Source organism: Streptomyces sp. NPDC008313 (assembly GCF_042956125.1).
Lineage (GTDB): Bacteria > Actinomycetota > Actinomycetes > Streptomycetales > Streptomycetaceae > Streptomyces.
Genome location: NZ_JBIBFR010000003.1, coordinates 54,993 through 67,166, shown reverse-complemented (window position 1 = coordinate 67,166; position 12,174 = coordinate 54,993). Strand labels below are relative to the sequence as shown.

Here is a 12,174-nt window from a genome sequence, read left to right as displayed (position 1 = left end):
CCACGCGGCAGGAGGGGGCCTTTTCTCGTGTCCCGAGCATGCCCGGCTCCCCTCAGCACCCGCAGCACCCGCAGCACCCTCAGTACGCGACCCCCACTCCCTGCTTCACCGTCGCGAGGTCGTCGGTCATCGCGAGCATCGCGTGGGCGACGTCCGCGCGGCCGATGAAACGGCTCTTGGGCGGGCTGCCGCCGACCACCGTCCGGTACGTGCCGCCGAGGGGACTGTCCCGCAGGCGCGGCGGGCGTACGACCGTCCAGTCCGTGGCGCTCCGGGTCAGCTCGGCCTCCATCGCGCGCAGATCGGCGTACGTGTCCTTGAGGACGGCGGAGACGATGCCGCGCGCCACGCGGTCGAGCGGGCCTTCGCCCTCCGGCTCGGGTCCCACCGGAGCGGCGCTCACCACGAGCAGACGCCGGGTGCCCTCCGCCTCCATGGCGCGCAGCACCGTGCGCGTGAGCCGGGTCGCGACACCGGCGTCCCTGCGGGTGCGGGCGCCGAGACCGGACAGGACCGCGTCCCGGCCGGCCACGGCGGGCCGCACCGCCTCCGGGTCGGTCAGGTCGGCGCGGAACACCTCCAGGCGCGCGCCGGTGACGGTCAGCCTGGCGGGGTCGCGGACGACCGCCGTGACGTGGTGCCCCGCGTCCAGTGCCTGCCGGACGATCTCCTGGCCGATGCCGCCCGTGGCGCCGAACACGGTGAGTCTCATCAGTCCTCCGGGTCTCGCGACGAGCAGGTGAGTGAGCATTCACCCACCTTCTTTCTCCTCTAGAGTGAGTAAACACTCACCCACCCGTCAAGGCGGCGAGGACGGAAGGACACGCGATGGAAGCCTCGGCATCCCCGGGTGACGCGCGGCGGAAACCGGCCGAGGTCCGCATCCTCGACGCCGCCTACGAGCTGATGCTCACGGTCGGACTGGCCCGGACCACGACCAAGGAGATCGCCAGGGCGGCCGGCTGCTCGGAGGCCGCGCTGTACAAGTACTTCGACGGCAAGGAGGAGCTGTTCATCCGCGTACTGGCGGAGCGGCTGCCCCGGCTGACGCCGCTGCTGCGCAGCCTCGCCGCCGAGCCCGGACGCGGGACGCTGGAGGACAACCTCACCGAGATCGCCCGCCGGGCCGCGCTCTTCTACGAGCAGAGCTTCCCGATCGCCGCGTCCCTCTACGCCGAGACCCAGCTCAAGCGGCGGCACGACGAGGCGATGCGGCGGATGGGATCCGGACCGCACCTGCCGATCGAGGAACTCGACGCCTATCTGCGGGCCGAGCGTGAACTGGGGCGGGTCGGCAGGGACGCGGACACGTTCGCGGCGGCGTCCCTGCTGATGGGGGCGTGCGCACAGCGGGCCTTCGCCTACGACGCGGCACCGGAGCACACCCGCCCCCCGGTGGACGACTTCGCAGCCCGCCTGGCCCGCACCCTGCTTACGGGTCTCGTCCGTCCGGCCGGGTGAGGCGACGGCCGAGACAGGTCTCGCGGACGGCCCGGACGGCTTCGCCGGTCCCGGATCGGCGCTCCGGGGGACGCGAGCGCGGGAGAGGTCCCGGAGCCTCAGGCGGAGGCACGGGCAGACCATGCACGCGGTGAGCCGGGGCACCGATGCCGCGCACGGCGACGCGTGACCACGCACGGTCCCGGCGGGGCCGGGCGGGGCCGGTCGGGGCCGGGACGCAGGGACCATCGGCCTTCCCGCCAGGACTGACGGCCACTGATCAGGGCGCTTCCGGTGCAGAAGGATCAGCCGTAGGCCAACTGCCCTGCCGCAACGGCTCGAGCGGCCGGAACGAACGGAAGAAGGAGCGCCGCCATGTCCACGATCCCACGACGACCCGAACGCACACGCGGAGCGGGGTCGGACGGCTCTCCCGACACCAGGACCCTGCTCGGACTGCCGGCCGCCACGGCCCTGGTGGTCGGCAGCATCATCGGCACCGGCGTCTTCGCTCTTCCGTCGGCCCTCGCACCGTACGGGCCGATCTCCCTCGTGGCGTTCGTCGTCGTCACGCTCGGCGCACTTGCCCTGGCGGTGACCTTCGGGTCACTGTCCCAGCGCGTCCCGGCCAGCGGCGGACCCTACGTCTACGCCCGGGAGGCGTTCGGGGAGTTCGCCGGGTTCCTCAACGCCTGGTCGTACTGGATCACCGCGTGGGCCGGGAACGCGGCGATCGTGGTGGCCTGGGTCGGCTACGTCGAGGTGTTCGTCAACACCGGCCATCACATGGGCAATTCGGTGCTGATCGCTCTGGTGGGCCTGTGGATACCCGCCGCGATCAACCTCACCGGCGTACGGAACATCGGCGCCTTCCAGGTGGTCACGACCGTACTGAAGTTCATCCCGCTCATCTTCATGGCCAGTGTGGGGCTGCTGTTCGTCGACCCGGACAACTTCGGTCCGTTCAACGCCGGCGGCCAGTCGGCGATGGGCGCGATCTCGGCGGCGGCCGCCATCGCCCTGTTCAGCTACCTCGGGCTGGAGGCCGCCTCGGTGGTCGCCGGCCGGGTCCGCGCACCGGGGCGCAACGTGCCCCGCGCCACCGTCTACGGCACCCTCGCTTGCGCGGTGATCTACATCCTGGGCACGCTCGCCGTCTTCGGCACCGTCTCCCACGGCGAACTGGGCGCGTCCACAGCGCCGTTCACCGACGCCGCGAACAACATCTTCGGCGGCACCTGGGCGGGCGACATCGTCGCCGTCGCCGCCATCATCTCGGGAATCGGCGCGCTGAACGGCTGGACCATGCTCTGCGCGGAGATGCCCTACGCCGCGGCCCGCGACGGCCTCTTCCCCGCGGCGTTCGCCAGGACGCGCGGCAAGGGCGGTGTCCCGGTCTTCGGCATCGTGGCCTCGACCGTGCTGGCGTCCCTGATCACGGTGTTCAGCTACACCCGCTTCGACGACGTCTTCACCAAGATCGTCCTGCTGAGCGTGCTCACCGCGGTGATCCCGTACCTGTTCTCCGCCGCCGCCCAGCTGTACTGGCTGCTGGTGCGCGGCCGGGACAGCCTCACCCCGCGGCGCCTGGCCCGGGACGTCACCGTGGCAGCGCTGGCGATGGCCTTCTCCTACTGGTCGATCCAGGGCAGCGGATACCAGACCGTCTACTACGGCCTGTTCGTGCTGCTGCTCGGACTCCCGGTGTACATCTGGCTCAAGCGCGACCGCGGGGTGTTCGGCGACTCCGCCCCGGCGGCACCGGTGGCACCGGCGGTCCCGGCGCCGCGGCCGGTCCCGGACAGCGAGACCGCACCCGTGGCCCCGGACGCCTCTTCCGGCCCGGACGAGGCTCCCGCTCCCGGGACCCGGGCGCCGGAGACGCGCCCGGCCGGGTCCCGCCACGCCCGCACCACGGTCGTCCGACTCCGCCGGTTCACCCCACGCCATCACCACTGAACCGGCGCCTTCCCGCCCTCACTCCTCAGGAGCGCACCACCATGACCGTCTTCCACGTCGACTCCGAGGTCGGCCGGCTCCGCCAGGTCGTCCTGCACCGACCCGGACTCGAACTGTCCCGCCTGACCCCCCGCAACGTCGACGCGCTGCTCTTCGACGACATCCTGTGGGCCAAGCGCGCCCGCGAGGAGCACGACGCCTTCGCCCAGACCTTGCGCGACCAGGGCGTACGGGTCCACTACTTCGCCGACCTGCTCGCCGAGGCCCTCGACCTGCCCGAGGCCCGCGCCTGGCTGCTGGACCGGGTCGTCACCCCGGCCACGGTCGGCCCGCTTCTCGCGGAACCGGTACGGCAGCTGTGCACCGACCTGGACGGCGAGACCCTCGCCGGCTATCTGATCGGCGGCCTGCTCAAGCACGACCTGCCACTGGCCGACCCGCACAGCCTGGTCTGGAACGCCCTGGACGACGACGACTTCGCCCTCGCCCCGCTGCCCAACCACCTCTTCCCGCGCGACAACTCCTGCTGGATCTACGACCGGCTCTCCGTCAACCCCATGGCCAAGCCCGCCCGGCGGCGCGAGAGCCTCCACGCGGAGGCCGTCTACCGCTTCCACCCCCTGTTCGCGGAGTCCGCCACCGCTCCCGTCCTCGGGGAGGACGCCACCCCGGGAGGGCCGGTCACCCTCGAAGGCGGGGACGTCCACGTCCTGGGCAACGGCGCCGTCATGGTCGGCATGGGCGAACGCACCACCGCCCAGGCCGTCGAGACGCTCGCCGCCCGCCTCTTCGCCGACGGCACGGCCCGACGGCTCATCGCCGTCCAGCTACCGGCCGCTCGCGCCTACATGCACCTGGACACGGTCCTCACCATGGTCGACCGCGACGCCTTCGCCATCTATCCCGGCCTGGCCGACTCCCTGCGTTCCTGGACCCTGCTGCCGAGCCCGGAGAGGGCCGGCGGCCTCGACGTCAGCGTCAACTCCGACCTGGCCACCTCCCTGGCCGAGACGCTCGACCTGGACAAGGTCCGCATGCTGTCCGCGCCGCAGGACGTGCGGGCGGCAGAGCGCGAACAGTGGGACGACGGCAGCAACTTCCTGGCCGTGGCTCCCGGAGTCGTCGTCGGCTACGAGCGCAACGTCACCACCAACACCTACCTGCGCAAGCAGGGCATCGAGGTGATCACCATCGCCGGAGCCGAACTCGGCCGCGGCCGTGGCGGCCCCCGCTGCATGAGCTGCCCCGTCGAACGCGACCCTGTCGCCTGACCGCAATCCTCGAGGACCCGTCATGAGCATCGACCTGCGAGGCCGCTCCTACCTGAGCGAACTCGACTTCACCGCACCCGAGATCACCCACCTGCTGGACCTGGCCGCCGACCTCAAGGCCGCCCGGCGCCTGGGCACCGAACAACCGCGTCTGTCCGGCCGGAACCTGGCACTGATCTTCGAGAAGACCTCCACCCGCACCCGCTGCGCCTTCGAGGTGGCCGCCGCCGACCAGGGCGCCGCCACCACCTACCTCGGCCCCGGCGACACCCACCTCGGCGCGAAGGAGTCCGTCGCCGACACCGCCCGCGTCCTCGGCCGGATGTTCGACGGCATTGAGTACCGTGGCTCCGGCCAGTCGATCGTCACCGAACTGGCCGCACACTCCGGTGTACCGGTCTTCAACGGCCTCACCGACACCGCCCACCCCACCCAGAGCCTGTGCGACGTCCTCACCATGCGCGAGCACAGCCCCAAGCCCTTGCCGGAGATCAGCTACTGCTACCTCGGCGACGCCCGCAACAACATGGGCAACTCGCTGCTGTCCATGGGCGCCCTGCTCGGCATGGACGTACGGATCGCCGCCCCCCGGGAGCTGTGGCCCGAGCCCGGCCTGGTCACCGCCTGCCGCGCGCTCGCCACCGGCAGCGGGGCCCGCATCACCCTGACCGAGGACGTCGAAGAGGCCGTCCACGGGGCCGACTTCCTGCACACGGACGTGTGGGTGTCCATGGGCGAGCCCGCGGAGACCTGGCGCGACCGCGTCGAACTGCTGCTGCCCTACCGGGTCGACGCCAAGACGATCGGCGCCACCGGCAACCCGTACACCAAGTTCATGCACTGCCTGCCGTCCCTGCACGACCGCAGCACCCGCCTGGGCCGGCAGCTGTACGAGACCTACGGACTGGACGGACTCGAAGTCACCGACGAGGTCTTCTCCTCGCCCGCCTCCGTCGTCTTCGACCAGGCCGAGAACCGCCTGCACACCATCAAGGCCGTACTCGTCGCCACACTGGAGGACTGACCCATGCGCATCGTCGTCGCCCTCGGCGGCAATGCCCTCCTGCACCGGGGCGAACGCCCCGACGCCGCGGTGCAGCAGGCCAACATCGACCGGGCCGTCACAGCCCTCGCCGCACTGGCCCAGGACAACGAACTCGTCATCACCCACGGCAACGGCCCGCAGATCGGCCTGCTCGCCATGGAGAGCGCCGCCGACCCCGCCCTCAGCGCCCCGTACCCGCTGGACGTCCTCGGCGCGCAGACCCAGGGCATGATCGGGTCGCTGCTCGCCAGGGCCCTGCGCGGCGCCCTGCCCGGCCGGCAGGTCGTCGCGCTGGTCACCCACACCGTGGTCCGCGCGGACGACCCGGCCTTCGAGCGGCCCACCAAGTTCGTCGGCCAGGTCTACCCCCGGGAGGTCGCGCACGCACTCGCCCGCGAACGAGGCTGGCACATCGCCAAGGACACCACGGGATGGCGCCGCGTCGTTCCCTCCCCGGCGCCCGAGGCCGTCGTCGAGACCGACACCGTCCTCTCGCTGCTGGACAGCGGCGTGTTGGTCGTCTGTGGCGGCGGCGGAGGCGTTCCGGTCACGGCCGACCACGACACCGGCGAGCTGACCGGTGTCGAAGCGGTCGTCGACAAGGACCTCACGGCCGCCCTGCTGGCCGAGGAGCTGAAAGCGGACTTCCTGCTGATCCTCACCGACGTCCCGAACGTGTACACCGACTTCGGCACGCCCCGTCAGCGGCCCGTTCTCGACGTGACCCCCGCGCAGTTGCTGGACCGGGCCCTTCCCGAGGGCTCCATGAGGCCCAAGGCCGAGGCCGCCGCCAAGTTCGTCGAACGGTCCGGCGCGCTGGCCGCGATCGGGGCCCTCGACGCCGCGTACGACATCGTCCACGGCACCTCCGGGACTCTCGTACGACCGCGGCTCGCCTTCGGATAGCGGGCGTCGACGCGGCGGGGGCAGGGGACCGTCGGCCGACGGGCAGGGACCAGTGGTCCCTGCCGCCCCGACCGCACACATCGCAGACTCGAAGCACCTGAAGGAGGTTCCCCATGCCCCGCACCCTCACCGTCGGACTGGACGGCTCGCCCGAAAGCCTGGCCGCCGCGGACTGGGCCGCCCGTGAAGCACTCCTGCGTGATCTGCCCCTGCGGCTGGTGAACGCCTCTCAGTGGCAGGCCCCCGCCTACGCGCCGGCGAGCGGTCTCGACATGCCGCCGCTGCCGCGCGATCTGCAGCACGCGGCCGCGCGGCGCCTCCTGGACGACGCGCGAGCGCACATCGCGGGCCGGCACCCCGGTCTGCCGGTCGAGGCCGAAGACATCCCCGGACTTCCCGTCCCGGCGCTGCTGAAGGCCGCGGACGACGCCGAGTTGCTGGTCCTGGGGTCCCGGGGTCTGGGCAAGGTCGCCGGATTCCTGCTCGGCTCCGTCTCCCTCGCCGTCCTGGCCGGGAGCGAGCGGCCGGTGGTCCTCGTACGGTCCGCGGAACCCGACGGGCAGGACCGGCCGGCGGACGATCCGGCAGGCGCCCGGACCGCCGGAACCGACCGTCGCGATGTCGTTCTCGGCCTCGGCCTGGACAAGCCCGACGACAGGGTGCTCGATTTCGCGTTCGACGCGGCTTCCCGTCGCGCGGCACGTCTGCGCGTCGTCCACGGCTGGACGCTGCCGCCCTACTCCTACGGCGGCGACCTCATGCCCGAACTGGACGACGACATGGCCAGGCAGGTGCGACGCGAACTCTCCGGGGTACTGCGGCCGTGGCAGGAGAGATTCCCGGCCGTGGAGGTCAGCACGCAGACCACGGTCGGCGGCGCGGGCCCTCACCTGGTCGACGCCTCCCGTGACGCGGCCCTGGTGGTCGTGGGCCGAAGGATCCGCCGGTCAGCGGTCGGCACGCACATCGGGCCGGTGACCCAGGCGCTGCTGCACCACGCCGCCGCGCCGGTGGCGGTCATCCCGCACGACTGACCGACGGGCAGGGCGGCGGGCGGAACAGACGCGAGACGGGCGGACGGCGCCTCGACACGGGCCGTCCCGCCGCGCTCCCTGCCGGTTCCGGCCACCGGCCGGGACGCTCGAAGCAGAACTCACGACACAGAAGGCGGACACCATGCACGGCACGATCATCGTAGGACTCGACGGCTCGACCGAGAGCCGTGCCGCCGCGGAATGGGCGGCCCGTGAGGCGGAGTTGCGCGGTCTGGCGGTGCGGCTGGTGCATGTGTGGCAGCCGGTGCCGGAGCCGATGGCGCAGGCGCCGCTCCTCGGCGCCGAGACCCACCAGCACTGGACCGAGCGTGTCCCCCGCGAAGCCGCCGAAGACCTGCGACTGCGTCACCCCGGCGTCGAGGTGAGCACCGATCAGCGCGGTGGTACTCCCGCCGATGTCCTCCTGGACGCCGCCCGGGACGCGGAGCTGCTGGTCCTCGGCTCCCGCGCGCTGAGCGGCATCGGCGGCTTCCTCGTCGGCTCCGTCGGCCAGTCCGTGACAGCCCGCGCCGAGGTGCCGGTCGTCCTCGTCCGCGCCGGCGAGCAGGCCGCCGACGAACACCTCGAGGACGCCGCCGGCACCCCGTCCGCCACCACCGGCTTCCGGCCCGTGGTGCTGGGCCTGGACACCGGCAGCCCCGACGGCCAGGTGATCTCCTTCGCCTTCGAGGAGGCGCGGCGGCGCGGGGCCACCCTGACCGTCGTCCAGAGCTGGAGCCTGCCGTCCTCCTACGCGTACACGGTGGCCGGCGGTTACGACCCCCGCGAGGACATCGGCCGCGCGCAGGCCGGCGCGCTCACCGAGGTGCTCCTGCCCTGGCGGGAGAAGTACCCGGACGTCGATGTGGACGAGGCGTCCCGGATGGGGAGCCCCGCGAGCCACCTGATCGACGCCTCCCACGACGCCTCGCTGATCGTCGTCGGCCGCCGCGTGCGCCGCAGTCCGTACGGGGTGCACATCGGGTCCGTCGCCCACGCCGTCATGCACCACGCCACCACCCCCGTCGCCGTCGTCGCTCACGACTGACCGGCCCGCACGACCGACACGGTCTGTCCGGAACAAGGGGTGAGATCAGGGCTCTGCCACCCGTCCGCGAGCGAGCTGTCGCAGTGTCAGGTCCGTGCGCCGGTACGCCGCGTCCAGCTGCACTACCGCTGACTGCTCCAAACGGCCATTCCCTGGGAGGAATTGCCGGTCGCCGCTGCACATCACATGATCTGGTTCGAATTGATGTGCCCGGTAAGGAGTTTCACGTGAGCGAGATCGACCCGCAGCACCTGGCTGACCGCTACATAGCTCAATGGACACTGTCGGAGGCCGCCGAACGGCGCGCGGCCATCGAACGGCTGTGGGCCGAGGACGGTATTCATATCCTTCATCCGCCCGCGGAGATCAGGGAGATCGCCGCGGGACTCGGTTTCGACCACACGACTTTGGAGGCTCAGGGGTACGACGCCATCGAGACCCGAGTGGCGCGAAGCCATGAGAGCTTCGTCGAGAAACTGGGCTTCACCTTCCGGGCCCGCGCCGATGCGGTACGCCTCGAGAACGTGGTCAAGTTCCGCTGGGAGACGGTGTCCACCGAAGCCGGCGACGTACTGGGTGGCGGCCTGGACATTCTCGTGCTCGACGACGACGGCCGGATCAAGACCGACTACATGTTCCCGGGTGCCTGACCTGGAGCCGCAGATGCGCCCATCGGCCCGGCGGCCGCCGAGAGCGCCTCGGCTGTCGCCGCGTCGGCCGGCAGGAACGCCTCCAGTTTCAGCTCGGCGAGCGTCACGTCGACGGCGGTGGCGAAGGTGGTCACGGTCGTCATCAGACGCAGCTCACCGTACGAGGACTGCAGGCGGAGCGGAACCGCGAAACCGAGCAGCCCGGCAGACGGATCCAGCTGGGGAATGTATTCCGTGAGTTCGGCACGCAACTCTTCCAGGTGATCGAGGCGTGCCAGAATGTGGCGAGCCCATTCGGCGAGATTGTGGATACGGGGAGCCAGGCCGTCGGGATGCAGCGCGAGACGGTAGACGTTCGTGCCCGGGCCGACCAGCTCGGGGGCCACGCCTTCGGTGATCAGGTCGAATGCGGTGTTCGCGGCGATCAGATCGCCGCCTCGGTCCACGACCAGCGCCGGATACGGCAGATGCCCACGGAGGATGTGGCCGATCGCCGTGCGTACGGGAGCCAGCACCGGGTCGTCGAGTGCGCTCTCGGGGTAGGCAGCAGCGTACCCCGCGGCCAACAGCAGCTCGTTGCGCTCCCGCAGCGGCAGTTCCAGCGACTCGGCCAGGCGCACGACCATGTTCCGGCCGGGGACTGACTTGCCCGATTCGATGAAGCTGAGGTGGCGCTGCGTGGTGCCCGCCCGCAGCGCCAGGTCGAGTTGGCTGAGATGACGGCGGGCACGCCGTTCGCGAAGTGCACGAGGGAAGTCCACGGACCTGTTGTAACGGCGGCGGAGGGTGCCAGGCCATTCCCCGCAGGGAATTGCCGCCGTCCGCACCGGTCGTGAACGTCGCAGACATGGACATCGGTGCACTGCTCCCGACCGCATCCGCCCAGTGGGGCCCGGCCGGCGCCCCCCCCGCGAGCTGGTCGCCGCCGGCCGCCAGGCCGAACGCCTGGGCTTCTCCTCCCTCTTGCCTCTTGGTCGTCCCGGTGGGCCGGGGTCTCAGCTGACGTCGAAGGTGCCGTGCATGCCCATGTCGGCGTGATCGCCGATGTCGCACGTGTAGGTGTAGGTGCCGGGGAGGTGCAGAGTGATGACGGCTTCTCCGGTCGTACCGGGCTCGACCGGGGGGACCTCACCGGCCTTCTTGCCGTCGGGGCCGAAGATCTCGACCTCGTGCTCGGCCCCGCCCTTGTTCTCCAGCTTGAACGCGATCTTCTCGCCGGCCTTCGCGGTGAACGTGTCGAGTCCTTCGAGGTGGTACTCCGTGGCCTCGACCTCGACCTCGCGGTCGTAGGACTCCTCGGGCTCCTCGTCCGCCCTGGCGCCCTCGACGGTGACCTTCTGACGGATGCCGTCGCCGCTCTGGCCGGGCTTGCAGGCGATCTCGTACGTGCCGCCGCCCAGCTTGACCTTCATCTCGCGGGAGGTGCCGGGGCCGATGTTCTCGACTTCGGTGACGATGTGGCTGTAAGCGCCCTCGTGCTCGCCGTAGACGTAGACCTCGGTGGCCTTGTCGCCCTTGTTGGTGACGGTGAACCTGGTGTCCCCGGCCTTCAGTTCGGTCTTGGCGACCTCGCATGCGGTGTCCGTGGCGATGACGGCGATCTTGTCGCCGCCGGTACCGCCGGAGTCCTTGCCGCCGCAGGCCGCGAGGACGGGAAGGGCGAGAAGGGCGGTGGCGAGGACGGGGAGCGTGCGGGACGTGCGCATGGATGGTCTCCGGTGAGCGGGGTGGAAGGTGAAGCGGGGAACCGCGCCGCTGCTGCGGGGAATCAGCGGTCAGCCGGAAGCGGCGGGGGCCGGGCCCGGGTTGGCCCGGATGGGGAGGAAGAAGAGGGTCGTCACCGGCAGGATGCAGGCCGGCCAGGCGGCGACGACCACCAGGGCGGCGCCGGTTCAGGGAAGAACTTGGCGAAGTCGATCCTCACCGCGCCGCGGTGGAAGGGGCGGCCCAGGACGGCGGCGCCGGCCGGGCCGGGGGCGGTGCCGGTCACCGGAGCGGTGCTCCGGCCGGTGGCCTGCCCGGCGGTCCTGATGAACAGGGCCGTCTCCAGCCCTTCCCGTCCCACAGCGATGAATGCGGTGAGAGCCAGGGCCGGGGCGCCCATCGCTTCGAGTCCCTCACGCGGGCCGATGAGGTAGTTGGCGAACACGATAGGACAATAGATGAGGTAAGGCTTACCTATCAACTGCCTGTGCGTCGGATCTGTGTGAGCGGGCACGCGCCATGTCGACGGTCTTGGTGACGCTGCTGTGGGGCGCCTGGGCGACGGTCCGCCTCCGGGCTTAGGACCTGCGCCTCATGCGCACGGTGAACCTGCTGGCTAAGGTCGGCACCCATGCAAGCTACGGAGATCGTTCGCCGCACCACGGCGGAGCGCAGGCGGGACACCCTGGAGCGGCTCAGCTCGGAACGCGACATATGGGTGTCGACGTCCCACCCCGACCATGGCCCGCATCAAGTGCCCCTGTGGTTTCTGTGGGACGGGCAGGCAGTGTGGATGTGTACCGGCGCGCATTCCGCGACCGCGCGCGATCTGCATGCGGAACCGCGCGTACGGCTGGCTCTGCCGGATGCCTTCGACGCGGTGCTGCTGCAGGGGGAGGCAGAGTGCTACCCCGCGCGGGAAGCGCCAAGTGATGCCGCGGAGGGGTTCGCGGGTAAGTTCGGCTGGGATCCGTGTACCGAAGAGGTCCCCTTCGTGTACCTGTGCGTGGCGCCGCGGACAGTGCGCGCCTGGCGCGGAGTACCGGAACTTCGTGGCAGGGTCATCATGCGCGATAGGGCGTGGCTGGGGTAGCACGGGCGCAGTGTGAATCCGCGG

13 protein-coding genes are annotated in these 12,174 nt (G+C 71.2%); 9 read left to right on the top strand and 4 right to left on the bottom strand.

Going from position 1 to position 12,174, the window contains the following annotated elements; genetic code table 11:
- Window positions 1–79 precede the first annotated feature (79 nt).
- Window positions 80–712: an NAD(P)H-binding protein gene (locus ACFY93_RS05080; RefSeq protein ID WP_391354131.1), complete on the bottom strand. Its 633-nt coding sequence runs from the start codon at window positions 710–712 to the stop codon at window positions 80–82.
- A 116-nt stretch (window positions 713–828) separates the two neighbouring features.
- Here ACFY93_RS05080 and ACFY93_RS05075 point away from each other — a divergent pair, with 116 nt between their 5' ends.
- The 8 genes from ACFY93_RS05075 to ACFY93_RS05040 all read left to right on the top strand — a co-directional run bounded on the left by ACFY93_RS05075 (window position 829) and on the right by ACFY93_RS05040 (window position 9,353).
- The gene (locus ACFY93_RS05075; protein WP_391353687.1) at window positions 829–1,461 is read left to right on the top strand and encodes a TetR family transcriptional regulator; all 633 of its coding nucleotides are present in this window, start codon (window positions 829–831) and stop codon (window positions 1,459–1,461) included.
- Window positions 1,462–1,917: 456 nt separating this feature from the next.
- Entirely contained in the window at window positions 1,918–3,399 is a 1,482-nt protein-coding gene (locus tag ACFY93_RS05070) for an amino acid permease (RefSeq protein WP_391354130.1), read from the top strand.
- Window positions 3,400–3,440: 41 nt separating this feature from the next.
- Window positions 3,441–4,670, top strand: a complete 1,230-nt coding sequence (locus ACFY93_RS05065) for an arginine deiminase (RefSeq protein ID WP_391353686.1) — start codon at window positions 3,441–3,443, stop codon at window positions 4,668–4,670.
- A gap of 22 nt (window positions 4,671–4,692) precedes the next feature.
- On the top strand, window positions 4,693–5,694 hold the full coding sequence (gene argF, locus ACFY93_RS05060) for an ornithine carbamoyltransferase (RefSeq protein ID WP_391353685.1): 1,002 nt from the start codon (window positions 4,693–4,695) through the stop codon (window positions 5,692–5,694).
- Between the two features lie 3 nt (window positions 5,695–5,697).
- Window positions 5,698–6,621 carry a carbamate kinase gene (locus ACFY93_RS05055; RefSeq protein WP_391353684.1) on the top strand — a complete coding sequence of 308 codons (924 nt, stop codon included), beginning with the start codon at window positions 5,698–5,700 and terminating at the stop codon, window positions 6,619–6,621.
- 113 nt (window positions 6,622–6,734) lie between these two features.
- Window positions 6,735–7,655, top strand: coding sequence for a universal stress protein (locus tag ACFY93_RS05050; RefSeq protein WP_391353683.1), 921 nt, complete (start codon window positions 6,735–6,737; stop codon window positions 7,653–7,655).
- A 142-nt stretch (window positions 7,656–7,797) separates the two neighbouring features.
- A complete protein-coding gene (locus tag ACFY93_RS05045; RefSeq protein WP_391353682.1) occupies window positions 7,798–8,703 on the top strand; it encodes a universal stress protein in 906 nt (301 codons plus the stop codon).
- A gap of 227 nt (window positions 8,704–8,930) precedes the next feature.
- Complete coding sequence (locus ACFY93_RS05040; RefSeq protein WP_391353681.1) at window positions 8,931–9,353, top strand: hypothetical protein; 423 nt, start codon at window positions 8,931–8,933, stop codon at window positions 9,351–9,353.
- Here the strand turns inward: ACFY93_RS05040 and ACFY93_RS05035 are convergent.
- The 3 genes from ACFY93_RS05035 to ACFY93_RS05025 form a co-directional block, all read right to left on the bottom strand.
- The gene (locus tag ACFY93_RS05035) at window positions 9,332–10,114 is read right to left on the bottom strand and encodes a helix-turn-helix domain-containing protein (RefSeq protein ID WP_391353680.1); all 783 of its coding nucleotides are present in this window, start codon (window positions 10,112–10,114) and stop codon (window positions 9,332–9,334) included. The genes ACFY93_RS05040 and ACFY93_RS05035 overlap by 22 nt on opposite strands.
- A 234-nt stretch (window positions 10,115–10,348) precedes the next feature.
- Window positions 10,349–11,059 (bottom strand): cupredoxin domain-containing protein, encoded by a 711-nt coding sequence (locus tag ACFY93_RS05030; protein WP_391353679.1) that lies wholly within the window; start codon window positions 11,057–11,059, stop codon window positions 10,349–10,351.
- A gap of 131 nt (window positions 11,060–11,190) precedes the next feature.
- A complete protein-coding gene (locus ACFY93_RS05025) occupies window positions 11,191–11,502 on the bottom strand; it encodes an FTR1 family protein (RefSeq protein ID WP_391353678.1) in 312 nt (103 codons plus the stop codon).
- A gap of 186 nt (window positions 11,503–11,688) precedes the next feature.
- Here ACFY93_RS05025 and ACFY93_RS05020 point away from each other — a divergent pair, with 186 nt between their 5' ends.
- Window positions 11,689–12,150, top strand: coding sequence for a pyridoxamine 5'-phosphate oxidase family protein (locus tag ACFY93_RS05020; protein WP_391353677.1), 462 nt, complete (start codon window positions 11,689–11,691; stop codon window positions 12,148–12,150).
- The last annotated feature ends 24 nt before the right edge of the window (window positions 12,151–12,174 follow it).

Excerpts from the sequence above, each read along its gene's own strand:
- ACFY93_RS05080 (WP_391354131.1), bottom strand. The coding sequence starts at position 712 with ATGAGACTCACCGTGTTCGGCGCCACGGGCGGCATCGGCCAGGAGATC.
- ACFY93_RS05075 (WP_391353687.1), top strand. The coding sequence starts at position 829 with ATGGAAGCCTCGGCATCCCCGGGTGACGCGCGGCGGAAACCGGCCGAG.
- ACFY93_RS05065 (WP_391353686.1), top strand. The coding sequence starts at position 3,441 with ATGACCGTCTTCCACGTCGACTCCGAGGTCGGCCGGCTCCGCCAGGTC.
- argF (WP_391353685.1), top strand. The coding sequence starts at position 4,693 with ATGAGCATCGACCTGCGAGGCCGCTCCTACCTGAGCGAACTCGACTTC.
- ACFY93_RS05055 (WP_391353684.1), top strand. The coding sequence starts at position 5,698 with ATGCGCATCGTCGTCGCCCTCGGCGGCAATGCCCTCCTGCACCGGGGC.
- ACFY93_RS05050 (WP_391353683.1), top strand. The coding sequence starts at position 6,735 with ATGCCCCGCACCCTCACCGTCGGACTGGACGGCTCGCCCGAAAGCCTG.
- ACFY93_RS05045 (WP_391353682.1), top strand. The coding sequence starts at position 7,798 with ATGCACGGCACGATCATCGTAGGACTCGACGGCTCGACCGAGAGCCGT.
- ACFY93_RS05030 (WP_391353679.1), bottom strand. The coding sequence starts at position 11,059 with ATGCGCACGTCCCGCACGCTCCCCGTCCTCGCCACCGCCCTTCTCGCC.
- ACFY93_RS05020 (WP_391353677.1), top strand. The coding sequence starts at position 11,689 with ATGCAAGCTACGGAGATCGTTCGCCGCACCACGGCGGAGCGCAGGCGG.